Annotated in this window: 13 protein-coding genes; 8 read left to right on the top strand and 5 right to left on the bottom strand. The window is 46.0% G+C overall.

Features of this window, described 5'->3' with window-relative positions; translation table 11 throughout:
• The first annotated feature begins 15 nt into the window (after positions 1–15).
• The 8 genes from FKN08_RS00230 to FKN08_RS00265 all read left to right on the top strand — a co-directional run bounded on the left by FKN08_RS00230 (position 16) and on the right by FKN08_RS00265 (position 11,386).
• The gene (locus FKN08_RS00230) at positions 16–2,346 is read left to right on the top strand and encodes a patatin-like phospholipase family protein (RefSeq protein ID WP_170890980.1); all 2,331 of its coding nucleotides are present in this window, start codon (positions 16–18) and stop codon (positions 2,344–2,346) included.
• Positions 2,347–2,614: 268 nt separating this feature from the next.
• Positions 2,615–5,212 carry a bifunctional aconitate hydratase 2/2-methylisocitrate dehydratase gene (gene acnB / locus FKN08_RS00235; RefSeq protein WP_170890982.1) on the top strand — a complete coding sequence of 866 codons (2,598 nt, stop codon included), beginning with the start codon at positions 2,615–2,617 and terminating at the stop codon, positions 5,210–5,212.
• Between the two features lie 99 nt (positions 5,213–5,311).
• Positions 5,312–5,680, top strand: coding sequence for a YacL family protein (locus FKN08_RS00240; RefSeq protein WP_012841428.1), 369 nt, complete (start codon positions 5,312–5,314; stop codon positions 5,678–5,680).
• 188 nt (positions 5,681–5,868) lie between these two features.
• A complete protein-coding gene (locus FKN08_RS00245) occupies positions 5,869–6,207 on the top strand; it encodes a P-II family nitrogen regulator (protein WP_005396729.1) in 339 nt (112 codons plus the stop codon).
• A gap of 27 nt (positions 6,208–6,234) precedes the next feature.
• Positions 6,235–7,464, top strand: coding sequence for an ammonium transporter (locus FKN08_RS00250; protein ID WP_046875065.1), 1,230 nt, complete (start codon positions 6,235–6,237; stop codon positions 7,462–7,464).
• Positions 7,465–7,616: 152 nt separating this feature from the next.
• Positions 7,617–8,630 (top strand): Fe(3+) ABC transporter substrate-binding protein, encoded by a 1,014-nt coding sequence (locus FKN08_RS00255; protein ID WP_005386566.1) that lies wholly within the window; start codon positions 7,617–7,619, stop codon positions 8,628–8,630.
• A 99-nt stretch (positions 8,631–8,729) separates the two neighbouring features.
• Entirely contained in the window at positions 8,730–10,355 is a 1,626-nt protein-coding gene (locus FKN08_RS00260) for an iron ABC transporter permease (RefSeq protein ID WP_074191767.1), read from the top strand.
• Positions 10,355–11,386, top strand: a complete 1,032-nt coding sequence (locus tag FKN08_RS00265; protein WP_005396732.1) for an ABC transporter ATP-binding protein — start codon at positions 10,355–10,357, stop codon at positions 11,384–11,386. The genes FKN08_RS00260 and FKN08_RS00265 overlap by 1 nt, the downstream gene beginning before the upstream one ends.
• A 150-nt stretch (positions 11,387–11,536) precedes the next feature.
• Here FKN08_RS00265 and FKN08_RS00270 read toward each other — a convergent pair whose 3' ends face one another.
• The 5 genes from FKN08_RS00270 to FKN08_RS00290 all read right to left on the bottom strand — a co-directional run bounded on the left by FKN08_RS00270 (position 11,537) and on the right by FKN08_RS00290 (position 20,109).
• Positions 11,537–12,949 carry a phosphoglucomutase/phosphomannomutase family protein gene (locus FKN08_RS00270; RefSeq protein ID WP_047008966.1) on the bottom strand — a complete coding sequence of 471 codons (1,413 nt, stop codon included), beginning with the start codon at positions 12,947–12,949 and terminating at the stop codon, positions 11,537–11,539.
• Positions 12,950–13,055: 106 nt separating this feature from the next.
• Positions 13,056–15,464: a N,N'-diacetylchitobiose phosphorylase gene (locus FKN08_RS00275; RefSeq protein ID WP_170890983.1), complete on the bottom strand. Its 2,409-nt coding sequence runs from the start codon at positions 15,462–15,464 to the stop codon at positions 13,056–13,058.
• Between the two features lie 84 nt (positions 15,465–15,548).
• Positions 15,549–17,468: a family 20 glycosylhydrolase gene (locus FKN08_RS00280; protein ID WP_170890985.1), complete on the bottom strand. Its 1,920-nt coding sequence runs from the start codon at positions 17,466–17,468 to the stop codon at positions 15,549–15,551.
• Between the two features lie 8 nt (positions 17,469–17,476).
• Entirely contained in the window at positions 17,477–18,367 is an 891-nt protein-coding gene (locus FKN08_RS00285; protein WP_170890987.1) for an N-acetylglucosamine kinase, read from the bottom strand.
• Between the two features lie 2 nt (positions 18,368–18,369).
• Positions 18,370–20,109, bottom strand: a complete 1,740-nt coding sequence (locus FKN08_RS00290; RefSeq protein ID WP_170890988.1) for a glycoside hydrolase family 9 protein — start codon at positions 20,107–20,109, stop codon at positions 18,370–18,372.
• Positions 20,110–20,157 lie beyond the last annotated feature (48 nt).

The following is a 20,157-nucleotide window of genomic DNA, read 5'->3' on the forward strand; positions in this document are numbered from 1 at the left end:
AAAAGGAAGAAGTGAATGTTCAAAAAGCTGTTATCAAGCCCGCCGACTCGCCATTTCGCGCTTTGGGTTAGTGCCTTTTTGATCACCACTCCTTCTGTTTCCCTCGCAAACTCTCTAGCAAAAACGGATGATGTGGAGCCTCGCCCAAAGGTGGCGGTTGTGCTCGCCGGTGGCGGAGCAAAAGGCGCTGCGCATATCGGCGTCCTTAAAGCGTTAGAAGAGATGCAGATCCCGGTCGATATCGTAACGGGCACTAGTATGGGCGCTTATGTTGGTGGTCTCTATGCCACGGGGATGAGCGCTGATGAAATTGAAAGCTTTATCTACACCGTAGATTGGAGCAGTGGCTATCGAGATCGTGTCGACCGTAGTCAACGCCGAGTTCGTGATAAAGAGTATGAAGACCGCTATCAAATTAACACTGACCTCGGCTTAAGATTTGGTGAGGTTCGTGCCCCAACGGGGGTCGTGCAAGGCCAGAACATGTTGCGCGTATTGCGCGAGACTACTGGGAATTTGGGACGATTCGATTCTTTTGATGATCTTGCCATTCCTTACCGCTCTGTGGCGACAGATATTCTTGCGCTAGAGGAAGTGGTTCTTGGCAATGGCTACCTCGTGGACGCCATGATGGCCAGTATGTCTGTACCAGGAGCGCTCCCTCCCTATAAGCTCAATGGCCATATGCTTGTCGATGGTGGCGTCGTTAATAATATGCCTGTCGATGTGGCTCGCGCCATGGGGGCAGGTGTTGTTATTGCTGTCGATATTAGCACCGACTACAAAACCGAAGATGAGTTTACCGGGCTGTTTACTGTAGCGGATCAACTTTCTAATTACCTAGTCCGTCGCAGTACGCAACAGCAAGTGGACGAGCTTGAACCTCAAGATATTTATATTCGTCCCAATGTGGGCACCATGGAAACGGTCGAGTTCGACAAAATGCCTTGGGCTTTTCAAGCGGGTTACGATATTACCAAGCAGCTTGAAGATAAGCTGCTTGGTCTAAGTTTATCGAACGCAGAATACCAAAAGTACATCGATCACAAGCAAGAGGTACGTAAGACGCTGGTTTACGGTGATAAACGCATTGTTGATGACATTGTGATAGTGAATAACACCCACTACAGTGATGTATTACTTACTAACCGTATTCAATTGAAAACAGGTCGTCGTATTCCAACGGCTGAAATAGAAAAAGCCGTTGAAAATCTCTATGCGTTGGATCGTTTTGAGTTAATCACTTACCACTTTGAAGATGTTGATGGTAAGACATTGTTGGTTTTTGATGTTAACGAAAAGTCGTGGGGGCCGAATTACGTTAACTTTCGATTTTTCCTTGAAGATGACTTCGATACGGATAGCCAATACGGCATCGGTATGTCGACCAATTTTACTAATTTAAACTCGCATGGTGCAGAGTTGGCGTTCAACGTAGAAATGGGCACGGATAAGCTGATAGAAGCTGAGTTGTATTCGCCTGTTTTATCTAGTCAAACGCTTTTTGTTGCTGGCCGTGTTGGATACAGCAGTGAAGATAGAAACTTACCTTTTAGCGAATTTGAAAATCCGGACCTCAGCTCAGTTAACGACTTCTTACCCGTTTCCTATAATGACTTTGCTTCTGAACTGGCGATTGGCATTCAACCTACGTTATGGCAAGAGTTGCGCCTTGGTGCTCGTTACTCTACAGGAGATATTGAGCTGTCTACCTTGGCCTCGGCAGGGCAGCTAGACTTCGAGCGCAAAGGTATATTTGCGAGCTATCGACTCGATACGCTTGATGATTTTGCATTTCCTACTCGCGGACTGCTGGTCGATCTTGAATATTTCGTATCCCATGACAAGAGTCCGGAAGGCATCACTCTGCTCGACACGGAAAAGATGATTGAAGATACCGTGTATGAAATCTCCGCGCGATTCAAAGGTGCGGTCAGTCATCAGCGTCATACTTTAGTCGGACATGCAGAATATAGTTTTGTAGAAAGTAAAAATTCATCGGTTCCACTTGATCCGAGAGAGTTAGGCGGCTTTTTAAACCTATCTGGCATCCCAAGAAATAGCTTGATTGGACAGAACCTGTTTTTTAGTAGCTTGGTGTACCGATACAAATGGTTCGACAACGACTTTGGACTATTTGAAGCGCCAGTCTACCTAGGTGCATCAGTGGAATACGGTGGAGTGTGGTCAGATAATGATCTGAAGCTGAATGAAGCGCCACTTTACAATGCTGGCTCTATTTTCTTTGGTGTTGACTCACCAATCGGGCCAATTATGTTGGCTTATGGTCGTACTGAGCAGGATATGGATGCTGTGTATTTGATCGTAGGAACGTCGTTTAATTAACCGGGTATAAGAAAGCAAAAACTTGGCATATTTGGTCAAAATTAGCAGAACTTTAGTCGTAAGTTGCTATGTTGGTCAAAATGATAAGATTTTAATTTAAGGTTAAATTTGCTATTATTTTGCCCACAGTTTGGCCTCTACGGCGCTGTTTCTCAATCATAATTGAATGAAAACAAGGGCAATGGAGAGCCAAGTTTCCAAGGATGTTCACTCCTTTACTTTAACAATAGTAATAATAGAGGAGGAACCGCAATGAGAGGAAAAAGTCGTGCTTGAAGCCTACCGTAAACACGTCGAAGAGCGTGCTGCTGAAGGAGTTGTTCCTAAACCGCTAGACGCAGAACAAGTTGCTGGACTTGTAGAACTTCTGAAAAATCCCCCGCAAGGTGAAGAAGAAGTCATTCTTGACCTACTTGAAAACCGCATCCCACCAGGTGTAGATGAAGCCGCTTATGTTAAAGCGGGTTTCCTAACCGCTGTAGCAACAGGTGAAGTTAAATCACCACTTGTGAGCCGTGAAAAAGCGGCTGAACTGCTAGGCACTATGCAAGGTGGTTACAACATCGAGCCGCTAGTTGAGCTATTGGATGACGAAGCACTGGCAGAGATTGCTGTAGAAGCGCTGTCTCATACACTTCTGATGTTTGATGCTTTCTATGATGTAGAAGAGAAAGCAAAAGCAGGCAATGCGCATGCACAGAAAGTACTTCAGTCATGGGCTGATGCTGAGTGGTTCCTTTCTAAGCCTAAGCTTGAAGAAAAAGTCACTCTAACTGTATTTAAAGTAACAGGTGAAACGAACACGGATGACCTTTCACCTGCACCTGATGCTTGGTCTCGTCCTGATATCCCAGTGCACGCACTTGCGATGCTGAAGAACGAGCGTGAAGGCATCAATCCTGATCAACCGGGCAATATTGGTCCGATCAAGCAAATTGAAGAATTGAAAGAAAAAGGTCACCAATTGGTTTACGTTGGTGATGTTGTTGGTACTGGTTCTTCACGTAAATCTGCAACCAACTCAGTACTTTGGTTTATGGGAGATGATATCCCTTACGTTCCAAACAAACGTGCTGGTGGTTATGTGCTTGGTGGTAAAATTGCACCTATCTTCTTCAACACAATGGAAGATGCGGGCGCACTACCAATCGAAGTCGACGTGACTAAGCTCAACATGGGCGATGTTATCGATGTTTACCCATATGAAGGTAAAGTTTGTAATCACGAAACAGGTGAAGTTTTAGCTGAGTTCTCACTGAAAACGGAAGTACTGATTGATGAAGTTCGTGCTGGTGGTCGTATCCCATTGATCATCGGTCGTGGTTTGACAGACAAAGCGCGTCAATCGCTAGGTCTTGAGCCTTCGGATGTATTCCGTAAACCTGGTGAAATCGCAGATTCTGGCAAGGGTTACACGCTTGCACAGAAAATGGTTGGTAAAGCGTGTGGCGTAGAAGGCATTCGCCCTGGTACCTACTGTGAGCCGAAGATGACGACAGTAGGTTCGCAAGATACTACCGGCCCTATGACTCGTGATGAACTTAAAGACTTGGCGTGTTTGGGCTTCTCTGCTGATCTTGTCATGCAGTCTTTCTGTCACACCTCTGCGTATCCAAAACCAGTAGACGTTAACACGCACCACACACTTCCGGACTTTATCATGAACCGCGGTGGTGTATCTCTTCGCCCGGGTGACGGTATTATCCACTCATGGCTAAACCGTATGCTACTGCCGGATACAGTCGGTACGGGTGGTGACTCACATACTCGTTTCCCGCTAGGTATTTCATTCCCAGCAGGTTCGGGGTTGGTTGCCTTTGCTGCTGCGACAGGCGTTATGCCACTAGATATGCCTGAGTCAATCTTGGTTCGCTTTAAAGGTGAAATGCAACCGGGTATCACACTACGTGACCTTGTTCATGCCATCCCTTACTACGCGATTCAGCAAGGTCTACTAACAGTAGAGAAAGCGGGCAAGATCAACGAATTCTCTGGTCGTATCCTTGAGATTGAAGGCCTAGAAACGCTAACTGTTGAGCAAGCATTTGAGCTGTCTGATGCTTCTGCTGAGCGTTCGGCGGCAGGTTGTACTGTGAAACTGTCGCAAGAGTCGATCGAAGAGTACCTAAACTCTAACATCGTGATGCTGAAGTGGATGATCTCTGAAGGTTATGGTGACCGCCGTACTATCGAACGTCGTATTACAGCGATGGAAGAGTGGCTAGCAAATCCTGAGCTGATGCAAGCGGATAAAGACGCTGAATATGCACATGTAATTGAAATCGATATGGCTGAAATCAATGAGCCAGTACTATGTGCACCGAATGATCCGGATGACGCTCGCTTGTTGTCTGAAGTACAAGGCACAGCGATTGATGAAGTGTTCATCGGTTCTTGTATGACTAACATCGGTCACTTCCGCGCTGCTGGTAAGCTGCTAGATAAGTTCAACGGACAGCTTGCAACTCGTCTATGGATCGCTCCGCCAACGAAGATGGACAAGGATCAGCTAACGGAAGAGGGTTATTACGGTATCTTTGGCCGTGCTGGGGTTCGAATCGAAACACCAGGATGTTCACTGTGTATGGGTAACCAAGCGCGTGTTGCAGACAAATCAACAGTGATGTCTACCTCAACGCGTAACTTCCCGAACCGTCTAGGTACTGGTGCGAATGTTTACCTGTCGTCTGCGGAACTAGCTGCCGTAGGTGCAATCCTTGGTAAGATTCCAACTAAAGAAGAGTACTTGGAGTATGCGAAGCAAATTGATGCAACCGCTACAGATACTTACCGCTACTTGAACTTCCATAAAATGGATCAGTACACCAAGAAAGCGGATGAAGTGATCTTCCAAGAGCCTGCATAAGTTTAACTGCACAATTAAAAAGCACCTCAAACGAGGTGCTTTTTTTATGGGCGCAATTCGCTATACTCCGCACCAAATTGATACGAAAAGGCAATCTCGATGGAATTTGAATTCATCCGTAACACGTTGATGGGCGAGTACTACGTAAAATGCAGCATGGGGCATGAGATTGTTGGGCGCTGGCTACAAGAAGAAATTGGCAAAGATCCTATGAAGATTGCTCAGGTTGAAAAGCTAATTGAGCAGTCATTTTCAGCGCCTTCTCAAGAGCATAACCTAACAGGTACAGAAATTAGCTTGATGATTCAGGGCGATGAAGTCCTAGTGCAAGAAAACGCATTGGCCCATGACCATGATGTTGAGATGGAAAGTGAATTCGATTTCTACAATGCAGAAAGTACAGCAAGCTGTGGAATAGAGGACTTCATGATTCTTATCGAGCGATGGAAAGACTTTTTGAACATTTAGTGCACAGTTTTGGGTAACTTTCCTTCTGTTGCTTTAAATTTGTGAAAAGGGCGCACCGATATGGTGCGCCCTTTTTGTTTATAGATATGTAAATTGACGTTAGTTTTTATTATTCAATGACTTAAAAACTTGGCACGTAGATTGGATTATTAGAAGTGTTTCAGGATGAAAGCTTCGGAGAGAATTGAATGAAAATAATCAATGCCATTATTAAGCCGTTTAAATTAGACGATGTGCGAGAAGCATTGGCTAACGTCGGTATCGAAGGGATGACGGTATCAGAAGTTAAAGGGTTTGGTCGTCAAAAAGGCCACACGGAACTGTATCGCGGCGCTGAGTATCAGGTCGATTTCCTACCAAAAGTGAAAATTGAAATCGCTACTCACGCGGATAATGTTGAGCGAGTGGTTGAAGCGATTACAAAAGCTGCGCAAACAGGAAAGATTGGTGACGGTAAAATTTTTGTCTACGACCTGAACCAAGCGGTGCGTATCCGAACGGGCGAAATGGACGCAGAAGCACTTTAAGAATTCAAGGGATTGGAGAAACTTATTATGGAATTAACAACAACAGTAACCGAGTTACGTTACGCACTTGACACCTTTTTCTTCCTCATTTCCGGTGCGTTGGTAATGTGGATGGCAGCTGGTTTTGCGATGCTAGAAGCGGGTCTTGTGCGATCTAAGAACACAACAGAAATTCTTACGAAGAACATCTGTTTGTACGCAATTGCATGTACGATGTTTCTGATCGTTGGTTACAACATCATGTATGTCGACAACGGGGAAGGAGGCTGGTTACCTTCATTTGGTGCGCTGATTGGTACCCAAGGAGAAGGGGCTGATCACTCTCTAGAGTCTGACTTCTTCTTCCAAGTCGTCTTCGTTGCAACGGCAATGTCCGTCGTTTCTGGTGCGGTGGCTGAACGTATGAAGCTTTGGTCTTTCTTGGTTTTCTCTGCAATTTTGACCGCATTTATCTACCCAATGGAAGGTTATTGGACATGGGGCGGTGGCTTCCTAGCAGAAGCTGGATTTAGCGACTTTGCAGGTTCAGGTATCGTACATATGGCTGGTGCTTCTGCAGCTCTTGCTGGTGTATTGCTTCTTGGTGCTCGCAAAGGTAAATATGGCAAAAACGGTGAAATCTACCCGATTCCAGGTTCAAACATGCCTTTGGCAACACTAGGTACTTTCATCCTTTGGTTTGGTTGGTTTGGGTTTAACGGTGGTTCTCAGTTGATGGTTTCAGACTTTGAGAACGCAACAGCGGTAGGTCAGATCTTCCTAAACACCAACGCAGCAGCTGCTGCAGGTGCTATTGCGGCGCTATTTGTATGTAAAACGACTTGGGGCAAAGCGGATTTAACGATGATTCTCAATGGTGCGCTAGCTGGCTTGGTTGCTATCACCGCAGATCCTCTATCACCATCGCCATTATATGCAGTTGCTATCGGTGCAGTATCTGGCGCGCTAGTCGTATTCAGCATCATTGGCCTAGATAAACTAAAAATTGATGACCCAGTCGGTGCGATTTCAGTGCACGGTGTTTGTGGCTTCTTTGGTTTGATGGTTGTGCCTCTAAGCAACGGCGATGCTACATTCGGTGCGCAGCTTTTAGGTGCTGTCGTTATCTTTGCTTGGGTATTTGGTGCCAGCCTAGTTGTGTGGGCTATCTTGAAAGCAACCGTTGGAATTCGCGTCACGGAAGATGAAGAAATGGAAGGTATGGACATGCATGATTGTGGCGTCGGTGCGTACCCAGAATTTGTCACTGTGAAGTAATCAATAGCCTGTAATAAATAGTTACACTCTCAACATATAAAAACCTGCTCCGATGAGCAGGTTTTTTAATATTTGTCATTGTCTTCTTATTGAACATACATATAATAACGCAACTGATAAACGTTATCATTAGCATGGTAAAGGATTAAACAATGAAAAAACTGCTAACTCTTTCAGCATTAACTTGCGCAACCTTAGCTCCAACAGCAATGGCTGCTGAAGAAGTGAACGTCTACTCTTACCGTCAACCTTTCCTAGTTGAACCTATGTTCAACGAGTTCACTAAAGAAACTGGCATCAAAGTAAACGTAAAATTTGCTAAAAAAGGCTTAGCAGAAAAGCTAGCTCAAGAAGGCGAGTACAGCCCAGCTGACGTTATCCTTACGACAGACATCAGTCGTCTAGCTGAACTGACAAACAAAGGTTTAGTTCAGAAAGTAGATAGCAAAATCATTGAAGAAAACGTACCAGCTCAATACCAAGATAAAGAGAATGAGTGGTTTGCCCTAACTCTACGCTCTCGTAGTGTTTACTCTTCACGTGATCGCGTAGGTAAACTAGGCGCAGATTTCAACTATGCAGATCTAGCTAAGCCAGAGTTCAAAGGTAAAATTTGTACTCGTAGCGGTAAGCACCCGTACAACGTTTCTCTAGTTTCAGCAATGATTGCTCACAATGGCGAAGCAGAAACCAAAGAGTGGTTGGAAGGCGTGAAAGCAAACCTTGCTCGCAAACCACAAGGCAACGATCGTGCACAAGTTAAAGCGATCAAAGAAGGTCTATGTGATGTTTCTCTAGGTAACAGCTACTACCTAGGTAAAATGGTTAATGACAAAGAGCAAAAAGCTTGGGCAGATGCAGTTTACATCAACTTCCCTAACCAAGAGACTACAGGTACTCACGTAAACATCTCTGGTATGGCGATGGCGAAGTACTCTCCAAACAAAGACAATGCTGTGAAGCTAATGGAATTCCTAACGGGTGACAAAGCGCAGCAGATGTACGCAGAAGTTAACTACGAGTACCCTGTTAAAGAAGGCGTGAAGCGTTCTGAACTTGTGGAATCTTGGGGTGACTTTAAAGCAGACAAGCTTTCTCTAGACGATATTGCAGCCAACCACGAAGCGGCAATTAAGCTATTAGACGAAGTGAAATTTGACCTTTAATTCCTTGTGGGGGTATAACAGTACCCCCATTTGATTAAAGGATATGAGATGTATTTGCAACAGCATTTGTATTTCATACAGCCTTGCAGTAATTAGGCGATGAAAGATAAACACTCTTTATGGAAAACCAGTAGTGGGGTAATAACTCTGTTACTGGTTTTGCCGATCTTAGCGATCTTCTACACCGCAATTGGTGAAACGGATGATTTGTTTGCCCATTTAATGGCGACAGTCATGCCGACTTATATTTTTAACACGGTTGCGCTCACTATTGGCGTAATGGTGTTGTCCTTAATTCTTGGTATACCAAGCGCTTGGATAATGGCCATGTGTAAACTGCCGACCGAAAAATGGTTGCAGTGGGCATTGGTGCTACCTCTTGCGATGCCAGGTTATATCATTGGTTATATTTTTACTGATTGGTTTGATTTTGCAGGACCGATTCAGATCTTTTTGCGTGATGTAACCGGATGGGGACCTGGCGAGTATTGGTTCCCTGATATTCGCACCTTGCCTGGCGCGACCTTTGTGTTGGCTTTAGTGCTGTACCCTTATGTGTATTTGCTGTGTCGAGCTGCATTTATGGAGCAAAATGTCTCTTTGTTGCAAAGCGCGCGTTTGCTCAAATGCTCTCCATGGGAAAGCTTTTGGCGCATCTCGATGCCATTAGTGCGACCTTCTATCGCTGTGGGTTTGTCGCTGGTCGCAATGGAGACTATCGGTGACTTTGGTACTGTAAGTTACTTCGCTGTGAATACGTTAACCACAGCGGTCTACGATACTTGGTTGGGATACTCTAATCTTAATGCTGCAGCCAAGATTTCTGCCATGATGCTCGTCATTGTAGTACTGCTTCTCAGTGCAGAACGCTACAGTCGTCGTAAACAAAAGCTTTTTCAAAGCCAATTTAACAGTCACGAAGATTTTCGTTATGAGTTGACGGGCTGGAAAAAGTGGACCGCGCTGGTTTGGTGTTGGGGCTTGGTTTCGGTCGCGTTTATTTTGCCATTACTACAGCTGATTGATTATGCGATAACTTACTTTGCGCAGAGTTGGACCCCCGAGTTTCGTGAATACGCATGGAATAGTTTGGTCGTGTCGGTTATTGCCGCCATTATTGGTGTTGCTGTCGCACTGATCGTTAACTTTACCCATCGCGTCAATGGCAAGCGCGAAAGCTTGGCATTTATGCGTCTTTCTTCGATGGGGTATGCAGTGCCAGGAACCGTATTAGCGATTGGTGTGATGGTCGCAGTACTGTTTATGGATCACCGCGTCAACGACTTTGCTAAAGCCATGGAATGGGGAAGACCGGGACTTATTTTTTCTGGCTCCATGTTCGCCCTGGTTTTTGCCATGGTTGTGCGCTTTTCAGCGGTGGCGATTGGTAGTATCGAAAGTAATTTAAATAAAATTTCGCCTTCGTTAGATATGGCGTCTCGCACCATGGGTTGTAAGCCTAATGCCATGCTGTGGCGTGTGCACTTTCCGCTGGTTAAACGTGGTGCACTGATTGCGGCTCTGTTAGTGTTTATCGAGTCGATGAAAGAGCTCAATGCGGCTCTATTACTTCGTCCATTTAACTTTGAAACACTAGCCACATACGTTTATAACTTCGCCTCGGATGAGCATTTAGAATTGGCCGCTTTGCCTGCGGTTCTGTTGGTTCTTGTTGGGTTGATCCCGCTTGTTGTTGTTAACCGTTCACTGGAGCAAAATCACTGATGAGCTGCGCATTATCAATTAAAAACCTAACTTGCCAATATGATGATCAAACCGTACTCGAATCATTATCTCTTGAGGTGGAACAAGGGCAAATTGTCTGTTTACTAGGTGCAAGTGGTTGCGGAAAAACAACACTATTAAAAGCCGTTGCAGGGCTATTGCCATTAACGTCAGGCGAAATGAGCTTAAATTGCGTCACGATTGATGATGGGGAGAACTGGTTGCCACCAGAACAGCGTAATATAGGGATGATTTTCCAAGATTATGCGCTTTTTCCTCACCTGACGGTGGAGCAAAATATTGCCTTTGGCTTAAAGCATTACTCGACAAAAGAGAAAAATGGCAAAGTTCAAGAGATGCTCGAGCTCGTGCATTTGCAAGGCTATGGCGATCGTTATCCACATCAGTTGTCTGGTGGACAGCAGCAGCGTGTTGCGATTGCTCGCTCATTAGCTTATAGCCCAGACTTATTGTTGCTAGATGAGCCGTTCTCTAATATTGATACGCAAGTTCGCCATGAGTTGATAAGTGAGATCCGTAAGATTTTTAAGGCGCAAGGCGTGACTGCCATTTTTGTTACGCATAGCCGTGAAGAGGCTTTTGCCTTCGCGGATAAAATGGCAGTGATGAACAATGGTGTTATCGAGCAGTATGGTACGGCATCTGAGCTTTACTACCAGCCTTCAAGTAAGTTTGTTGCGGATTTCTTAGGTGGTGGTAGCTATCTGGCCGCTAAACGAGTTTCGGATTCAGAATATGAAACCCACTTGGGTGTGGTTGAAGCCACAGCCCAACAAGAGATCCCAGTGCAGTCTGAATGCTCTTTGTTGCTAAGGCCGCAACATGTGCAAATTCAATCCGATGAAGAGAGCTCAGTAACGGTGCTGGAGCAGCACTTTATGGGCGACCATTGCCGCTACGTGATTGATGCGAATGGCGACCGTTTGTTGGCTACAGCATCGCAGGCATTAAATATTGGTGAGTCTGTTGCTGTGAAAATTGAAACGCAGGGCGTGCTGGCATTCGCATAACGTTACTGGGTACCTTTACTATTCTCTTATGCCTGCCTACACATAATAAAAAAGCCCGGCAGTGATGCCGGGCAAGTATTCTTCCCCTTAGCGACAGCTTTAATTACATGACAAGCGTAGCCGAAGTGCTCGAAGCGGGCACAAGGTCAGTTATAAAGATAAGAAGTCTTTAAACTGTTGAAGAACACGTTCCGCAGTGTCCTTATCTTGCATTTCTGCAAAAATACGCAGTAGTGGCTCAGTACCAGAGAAGCGGGCGATGATCCAACCGCCATTCTTGAAGTACACTTTCGCACCATCTTCGTAGCTGACTTTTTCAATATCGAACTCAAACTCAGGCAGTTGTTTTTCAACATATATCTTGTTGAACAGGGCTTCTTTTTGCGCTGGTTTGAATTTGCAATCACCTTCTGCCATGTACGCGTAGCCGTACTTACCGTAGATTTCATCTAGCAACTCAGACAATTTCTTGCCTGTTACTGAAATCATTTCAACTAACAAGCTAGACGCGAAGACGCCATCTTTACCTTTGATGTGGCCGCGAATGGTTAGGCCGCCAGAGCTTTCCCCACCAATCAGTGAGTCATCAGCTTCCATTTGAGAACTGATGTGCTTAAAGCCTACTGGTACCTCAAAGCATTTTTCACCGTGGTCTTCAGCAATTTTATCGAGAAGATGAGTCGTCGCGATGTTACGTACCACGGAACCTGTCCAACCTTTGTACTCCAATAAGTAATAATAAAGTAGAATCAGGACTTCATTCGGATGAATGAAGTTACCTTTTTCGTCAATAATACCAAGACGGTCCGCATCGCCATCGGTACCGATGCCAATATCGTAACCTTGCTCTTTTACTAGGTGCATCAAACGGTAGAGTGTTGCAGCACTTGGCGAAGGCATTAACCCACCGAAGTCTGGGTTTTTTCCATCGTTAATCACATCAACGTCACAGCGGCCGTTGATTAATACGGTTTGCAGTGCATTTTTTGCGACACCGAACATCGGGTCAATCAAAACGCGTAGGTTGGCTTTTTTGATCGACTCGATATCAATAAAGTTAATTATCGAATCTACGAATTCGTTCATCGGGTTGATAATTTGAATCAGCTTATCTTCAACCGCTTGTTCAAAATCGACACTTTTTACATCTTGTGCAGTGAGCGTATTGATTTGTGATTCGATTTTCTGGGTGATGATTTCATCTGCATCACGACCGCCTTCAATGAAGACTTTAATGCCGTTGTAATCGGCCGGGTTGTGCGATGCCGTAATACATGCCGAGTAAGCGCAGCCCATTTCCTTCGCTTTAAACATTACGATAGGCGTTGGAACAAACTTATCGATAAAGCTAACGACGATGCCGTTTGCTGCTAAAACTTCGGCAAACCAACGGCCAGCTTTGTCAGACAGAAAGCGTCGGTCATAGCCAATGACAAAGCCGCGATCAGCAACAGATTCGTTATTCGTAATGTTTGCAACTGCTTGAGCAACCAAACGAACATTATCTTTAGTGAATTCTTCACCGATGAATGCGCGCCAGCCGCCTGTACCAAATTTGATCATGATTCGAACCTCAATAAGGGCGGCAAGGCGCCGCGCCTTAAAATTTTGCTAGCGAACCCAATGCACAAGCTAAAAAGCAAAAGTGCATTGGGACGTTTTGAAGCGATTAACCTAGTGTTACGATCACTTCGTTGACGGAACCTTCCGCTTGAACTGGTACAGATGCACCGTTCACTGCCTGACCGTTCACAGTAATCGACTTAACGCCTTTGCTTACTGAGTCTGGGTTAACGACTTTGATGTTGTACGTTGCACCTAGCCATTGGCGAGTCACTTCGAAACCTGGCCAGTTTGTTGGGATACATGGATCGATAGTCAGGCCATCGAAGCCTGTACGCACACCAAGGATAAAGTTGGTAACAGCGAAGTAAGCCCAGCCAGATGTACCTGTTAACCATGGGTGGTTTGCACGACCGTGGTCTTGGTGGTCACGACCCATGATGAACTGTACGTACGAGTAAGGTTCTGCAATACGTTTTTCGATGATGTCGTTCTGGTTGTATGGGTTGAGTGCATCGTAGAACTTCATCGCACGGTCACCGCGCCCCAATTTTGCTTCAGCAACCCAAGCCCATGGGTTTGGATGCGAGAAGATTGCACCGTTTTCTTTTACGCCTTGGTAAACGCGCGTTACAAAGCCGATATCATCATTTGGTGTTGCGAATGATGGTGAGTTCAGATGTAGGCCGTATTCAGAGAATAGATTCTCGTCGACTGCGTCCATTGCCTTTTCACCGCGCTCTTGAGATACCGCACCAGACAGCACCGCAAGAGTGTTTGACTCAAGGTGTACACGACCTTCTTTTTGTTGCGCTGTACCAATCTTGTCGCCGTTTTTCGTTAGACCACGAATGTACCAGCCGCCTTCTTCGTCCCAAAGGTGTGTTTCACACGCTTCACGCACGTTTGCTGCCATCTCGGTGTATTTCTCAACGTCAGCTTCTTTGCCTAGGTATTTTGCAAGGTCGATGAACTCTTGTAGCGCCCAGAAGTGTAGGAAAGACACCATTGAAGACTCGCCGCCACCTAGGTTTAGACAGTCGTTCCAGTCGGCACGTAGACCTTTACAGATGCCCGTTTGACCCACGTATTCAGCTGAGAAGTCTAGCGCAGCTTTCATGTGGTCATAAACGCTTGCATCGCCGCCATCTGCGTAAGGGATCACTTCGTCGAAGAAGCTGTGCTCACCCGTTTCCATCACGTACTTACAGATGGTTGGAACTAGCCATAGATGGTCATCAGAACACGTGTCTTCAATACCGTGGATCTTGTCTTCATCAGATGGAGTAGGAACAACTGTTGGGGATTTCGATGGTTTAACATCCGCTTTTTCTGGATCGAACCAGTCTGGATCGAATAGGTGTAGACCGTAACCCGCTTTCACTTGGCCGCGCAGTAGGTCAACGATACGTTTGCGCGTCATTGCTGGGTTAGCGTGAGGAACTGAGATTGCATCTTGCGCTGTATCGCGGTAACCAAGACCAGTACGACCACCCACCTCAATGAACGAAGCAAAACGAGACCACACCACACAAGTTTCTGCTTGGTACAGTGTCCAAGCATTGATCATGGTATCTAGACCTTCGTTTGGTGATTTCACTTGGAACTTGCCACAACGCTCATCCCAGTGCGCTTTGATACCCTCAAATGCATTGTCGACTTCTGCAAGGTCTTGGTACTTAGCACGTAGACGCTCACCGTTGCCTTTACCGATACCTAGAATGTAAGCAAAACGAACTTCTTCACCCGGTTGGATAGTGAATTGCTTGTGCAGAGAGCCACAGTGGTTGTAACACGTTTGCGCTGTGTTGAAACACTTACCTTGTTCTACCGCTAGCGGGTTTGCTTCGTCACGGTATAGGCCAAGGAAGCTGTCACGTTGACCGTCGTACGAATCTGGGTCAAACGTTGAAGCTAGGTAGTAGAAACCTTCGAAATCGTTCGTGTTGTAGTACAGGTCGTACTCAATCACGCCTTCGTTGTATGACGTACCAGCAGAGTACAGAGACATCTGATGGTTCTGGTTATCAGATTGAATGTGGCTGAATGAGAACTCAACAAATGAGAATGCGCTGATCGTACGTGGTTTGTCAGAGGTGTTCTTGATGACCACATCCCAAATTTCCGCGTCTTCGCCTTTTGGTACAAAGAGCGTTTTGGTTGCGCTAATGCCGCTGTATTCACATTTGAACTTAGAGTACGACAAACCATGACGAACTTCGTAGTTCGCTTCGTCTAGGCTTTTGGCGACTGGTTGCCAAGAGATTGACCAGTAATCACCCGTCTCATCATCACGTAGGTAAACGTAGTGTCCTGGGCGATCGAATGTCGCGTTTGGACGGAATTTAGTAACACGGTTGTATTCTGGAGAGTTGTAGAACGAGTAGCCACCCGCGTTGTGCGAGATAACGGTACAGAATTTTTCTGTACCTAGGTAGTTGGTCCAAGGAGCAGGTACATCAGGGCGAGTAATGACGTATTCACGATTCTCGTTATCGAAATAGCCGTATTTCATTTGTGTCTTTCCTTTTTACTAAGCTGCATCTGCAGCCAAAATTTAAAAACTCTTCAAGCGTGATGTTTCGACATCAGTTTTGTATTACTTCCACGGTTTACGGTAATTCACTCCCTGCAAATCAAGCAGAGGTAGATGGCCTTTCAAACGTGATAAATAGTCGGTCCAATCTCGGTGTTGTTTGTCTGTCCAACATGCTTCTGCCATTGCGGTTAAGCGCGGGAAGACCATGTAGTCCATACGAGACTGGTTGTTGATGATTTCGCACCACAATGCTGTTTGAATGCCCCAAATGCGTTTACGTATTGGATCGTCGGCTGGCACTTCAGCGAGTGGTTCATAGTTGTAAGCTTTTTCTAGCGGCAACGGGTTAGCCCAATCCACGCCCGGTTCTTCTGGTGCGTAGTCTTGGGTCATATCTAGGTAGGTGGTTTGCGCTGGTTGTAGCACCACATCGAAACCTTGGCGCGCGCAGTTCAACGCCGCTTCTTCGCTTAACCACGAATAGATCACTGTGTCTTTGCTGACTTTGTCGCCATGCTGTGCTTCTTCCCAACCCAGCATGCGCTTGCCAAGTTTGCGCAGTTTGTCTTCGGCATGACGCAAGAAGTGCCCTTGCAACTCTTTGTAGTCGCTGTAACCCAGTTGTTCCATTAGTGCTTGACACGCTGGGCTTTTTGACCATACGCCGTTAGGTACTTCATCCGCACCGATATGAACATAAGGGGCTGGGAATAACGCGGAGACATCTTCCAACACTTTGTCGATAAACTCATAGCTCCCCGGCAGAGCTGGGTTAATGACATTGTCGTTGTAATGCTGAATGCTGCGGTATTCAGTGGTATCTTCTGCTTCTACCAATAGGTGTGGTAACGACTTGATGGCAGCTCGGCAGTGGCCTGGTACATCGATTTCAGGGATAACAGTGATGCCTCGTTTCGAAGCAAAGGCAACCACGTCTTTGATGTCTTCTTGAGTGTAAAAACCGCCGTAACGCTCAGCAAGGTGCGTGTACTGTGGCTCATTGGTTTCATCCAACCCACGCCATGCGCCAATATCGGTTAGTTGAGGCAATGATTTGATCTCAATTCGCCAACCTTCATCATCGGTAAGGTGCCAATGGAATGTATTGAACTTGTAGTGAGCCAACTGGTTGATCAAACGTTTGACTTGCTCAACGGAGTGAAAATGGCGAGCACAATCTAGCATCATACCGCGGTAACGAAAACGTGGTCGGTCTTTGATCGAACAGCAAACCACTTCCATGGAATTCGGTTGATCGCCAACTTTGATCAGTTGCAATAACGTTGCACAAGCATGGGTAAAACCAGACGAAGAGCCTGCTTCAATTTTGATCGCCTCTTCTGCTACCTTCAGCTTGTAAGCGCCTTCATCCAAGGTTGGGTTGCCTTTGAAGATGATCTGACTGCCATTGTCTGATGCGAACTCAAATTGATGAATGCGCTTAAGCTCTTCAAGTAACCACTCTTTAGCTGAATTGGCTAGGTTTGAATAAACCGCAACGCCAGCGTGATGATTAAAGCTAAAGCAGTGATCGCTGACTTCTATATGGTTTGGTTTTGGCAATAAAGGCTGCGCATGCGTCAAGCTGGAAGGGATCTCACTACGTTCACGGTAAGGTGAAGCCAATACGATCGGCGTGACATCGACTTGAGCTCGCTGAAGGTTGCCGTTGACTTCAAAGTTGACCAAGGCTTCATTGAATCCATCAGAATAGTAACGGAATGGGTTCGAACCAATACTGAACTCGCAGTAAAAATGATGGTTAGCTGCCAGCACCAACCCTTCTGGTTTTAGGGTGCAGTAGCTGCCAATTTGCTTGAGCTGACCATTCGAAACACTATCGGGCAGAATGTAGCGATCAAAAGCAAAAATCAGGCTCCAATTGTGGAGATCTTGATCGCTCAAATTATGGAAAGTCAGTCCGAAACGGCAGTTTTGCTTTTGCTCTGATAGGACGACGAGATCAACACGATATTCCATATCTACTCCTACGCCGCACTGAGCGAGTAAAGGTTATGTTCAGGTTTACCTGCAAACATAATTGCGCCTTCAATCGCGTCAAACTGTGGCTCAACAACCCATTGCTGAACGGGGGGCGAAAGCCAACGTAAAATACGTTCAGCAATGCTGCCCATTAAACAAATACGCGTTGCGCCGCACTTGTTTAATGCCACGAGAAACATTTCTATATCAGCTGCAGTTTGCTTCAGCATCTCAATTGCCAGTGCATCACCTTGTTCTGCATGTTGGAAAATTGCAGGAGAAAACTGGCCATAATCACGAGGAAGCGCTTGTTTAGACCAAGCCACCACGTTATCGACGTCATTTTCGAAATGCGCCATGACGTGTTGTGCTAGAGGCGTTTTCTCTCTGATGCCATCTTCTGCTAACAACACTTGTTGAACTAGGCGAAGCCCCATCACTGCGCCGCCACCTTGATCCGAAATAGGGAATTCGCGACCACCGACAACGTGCTGCTCCAATCCTTTAAGGTAGATGCCACAAGAGCCCGTTCCTGCGATCATGATTGCGCCATCTTCGCCATTGTGTGCACCAACGCACGCGCCGTAAGCATCAGTATTAAGAGTCATACTGGCAAACGGATGAGGAAGAGACATAAAGGCTTGCCAAGATGCTTTGTGCTCAGCACCTGCAAGGGCTAAGCCGACATGCATCGATGTAAAATCTTGTTGTGTCAGGCCACCTTGCTCGGCAGCCGAAGTGATGGATTCAAGAATCGAAGCCATTGCAACTTCAGCACCTAGCATGATGTTGGCGCTGCCGCTTTTGGCCTCGCCAAGAAAATTACCTTGTGAATCTTTAATCCTGGCTCGACATGACGTGCCGCCACCATCGATACCGACAAAATACATCCCCATGATTATTGTTCCTTAATATTTTTAGAGCTTGCCAACTGAGAAATATGCTGAGCTTGACTCATTATCGCGAGTAAGTACCAAGCGCCATGCGGGATCCATTGTTCGCCCCAGCGCCAGTTTTGTAACATGTCGTCTTTTTGTGCTGGTGGGTTAAATGCGATGTCTTCCTCGTCTTCAAAGCCGCCAGTGATTCCGTTACACACACCGCCTTTAGCGTTGAAGAAACCATGTTGAGGAAGGTAATCAGGGTTGTTACGACCATGGCCATCAAGCATGCACATGTCGTATGGGTTTAAGCCTACAATCCAGTTCAATGCATCTTGAGCAAATACGGAAAGTTGTTGCTGTATTTCTTGCGATGCTATATGCGGTTGAGCAAGATACGCCATGGTTGCGAGTGAGCCCAATCGAGCATTCTCGCCTTGCCACCAATAGCCGGATTCATTGTTGTGTGCGACAAAAAATGCATCGCGTTTTGACTCATTTACGCCTTTAACATACTGGCGAGGGTAACCGAATGGGTTGGTCACTTTATTCGATATTTTGATCTCAAACTCACACGCTCGGTTAACGATGCGTTTTACCGATTCTGTCTGTACGGAGTCGTCTTCAATTGCTAGGTATTCGCATAGGGCAATAACCGGTAGACCTGCTTCGGCAGCGTGAAAGTATGGACGACTGCCGTCTTGGTTTGCTGACCAGAAGTGTTGAATCTGTTCGTCGCTCATTTGGCGAGCAACTAAGCGTTGTGCCCACAAACGGCTCTCTTCCAAGTAGCGAGTTTCTTTGGTGGCTGTAAACAGTTCTACACTGGCTAGTAGCGCACAATATTCGTCGATAATGTTTTCTTCACCATCATTGAGGTACTGCGTATTGTGCTCTTTTAAGTGCCAGTAACCATTTTCAGCAGCGTTGCGGTATTTCTGTTGATCGTATTCGCCGTGAACACTTAAACGCGACGCCGCGGCCAGCGCTGCGATGGCGACACCGCCACCTTGTCGAAAGCCTGCTTGGTAGTCGTCAAATTTGTGACCAAGTTGCGTTTCGTAGGCACAAATTTCTCGTTGCGCGGTATCTTTGCTCCACTTATCAAAGACCGTCATGTAGAAGAAGCCTTTTTCGTTTTGCATACGAACAAGGAAGTCTGCACCGAACAGGGCTTCTTCAATAAGACGTGTACGTGTGAAAGCTGCAATGTCTTCGCTTCCTTCAAGCAATGAAAGCCCTTTTAGGATGTTCCAAACTACCATTGGGGTTTGTTGAGGGTTCAAATAATTAGCGTATGAAAGATGACTTAAATACTTGCTAACGTCTCCAGATGCGTCATACCAGCCACCGTGCACATCAACCGTTTGGTTGGCGCTGAGCACTGGAACTTGTCGATCTTGTTGATCGAAAATCCCACCACAACGTTGTGATTTGAAGTAGTGGATCACATCCGACAAAGTTTGATCCAACAGAATATGTTCGCTAATGGTGAAAGAGGAAGAGCGCGTATCTTCCACTTGCAGGAAGTAGTCGCCTGAATCTGTGAAAGATGAAAAGTCGATGAGGTAGAAATAGCCCTGATGCCAGTTCGCCACTTTACCTTGTTCTTCAACCGCAAAAGTTGCCACGGTTTGCTCGCTAGTGGCACAAATCAATTGAGCAGTGTAAGAAGACAAGTGTGGTTGTTCGGTCTGGACAATGGCTTTCTTTGGGCCCAGATGTTCATAACCAATGTGGTTAGTCAGTAGCAGCATTCAATGTCTCCGGGAAACGATAAAACAGGAATGGGTCAGGCTGAACCT

It is taken from the genome of Vibrio sp. 1-2 (7-a), from assembly GCF_013048515.1.
Classification (GTDB): domain Bacteria; phylum Pseudomonadota; class Gammaproteobacteria; order Enterobacterales; family Vibrionaceae; genus Vibrio; species Vibrio diabolicus.

Coding starts and splice junctions, on each gene's coding strand:
- FKN08_RS00230 (WP_170890980.1), top strand. CDS start 16: ATGTTCAAAAAGCTGTTATCAAGCCCGCCGACTCGCCATTTCGCGCTT.
- FKN08_RS00240 (WP_012841428.1), top strand. CDS start 5,312: ATGGAATTTGAATTCATCCGTAACACGTTGATGGGCGAGTACTACGTA.
- FKN08_RS00245 (WP_005396729.1), top strand. CDS start 5,869: ATGAAAATAATCAATGCCATTATTAAGCCGTTTAAATTAGACGATGTG.
- FKN08_RS00250 (WP_046875065.1), top strand. CDS start 6,235: ATGGAATTAACAACAACAGTAACCGAGTTACGTTACGCACTTGACACC.
- FKN08_RS00255 (WP_005386566.1), top strand. CDS start 7,617: ATGAAAAAACTGCTAACTCTTTCAGCATTAACTTGCGCAACCTTAGCT.
- FKN08_RS00260 (WP_074191767.1), top strand. CDS start 8,730: ATGAAAGATAAACACTCTTTATGGAAAACCAGTAGTGGGGTAATAACT.
- FKN08_RS00265 (WP_005396732.1), top strand. CDS start 10,355: ATGAGCTGCGCATTATCAATTAAAAACCTAACTTGCCAATATGATGAT.
- FKN08_RS00270 (WP_047008966.1), bottom strand. CDS start 12,949: ATGATCAAATTTGGTACAGGCGGCTGGCGCGCATTCATCGGTGAAGAA.
- FKN08_RS00275 (WP_170890983.1), bottom strand. CDS start 15,464: ATGAAATACGGCTATTTCGATAACGAGAATCGTGAATACGTCATTACT.
- FKN08_RS00280 (WP_170890985.1), bottom strand. CDS start 17,468: ATGGAATATCGTGTTGATCTCGTCGTCCTATCAGAGCAAAAGCAAAAC.
- FKN08_RS00285 (WP_170890987.1), bottom strand. CDS start 18,367: ATGGGGATGTATTTTGTCGGTATCGATGGTGGCGGCACGTCATGTCGA.
- FKN08_RS00290 (WP_170890988.1), bottom strand. CDS start 20,109: ATGCTGCTACTGACTAACCACATTGGTTATGAACATCTGGGCCCAAAG.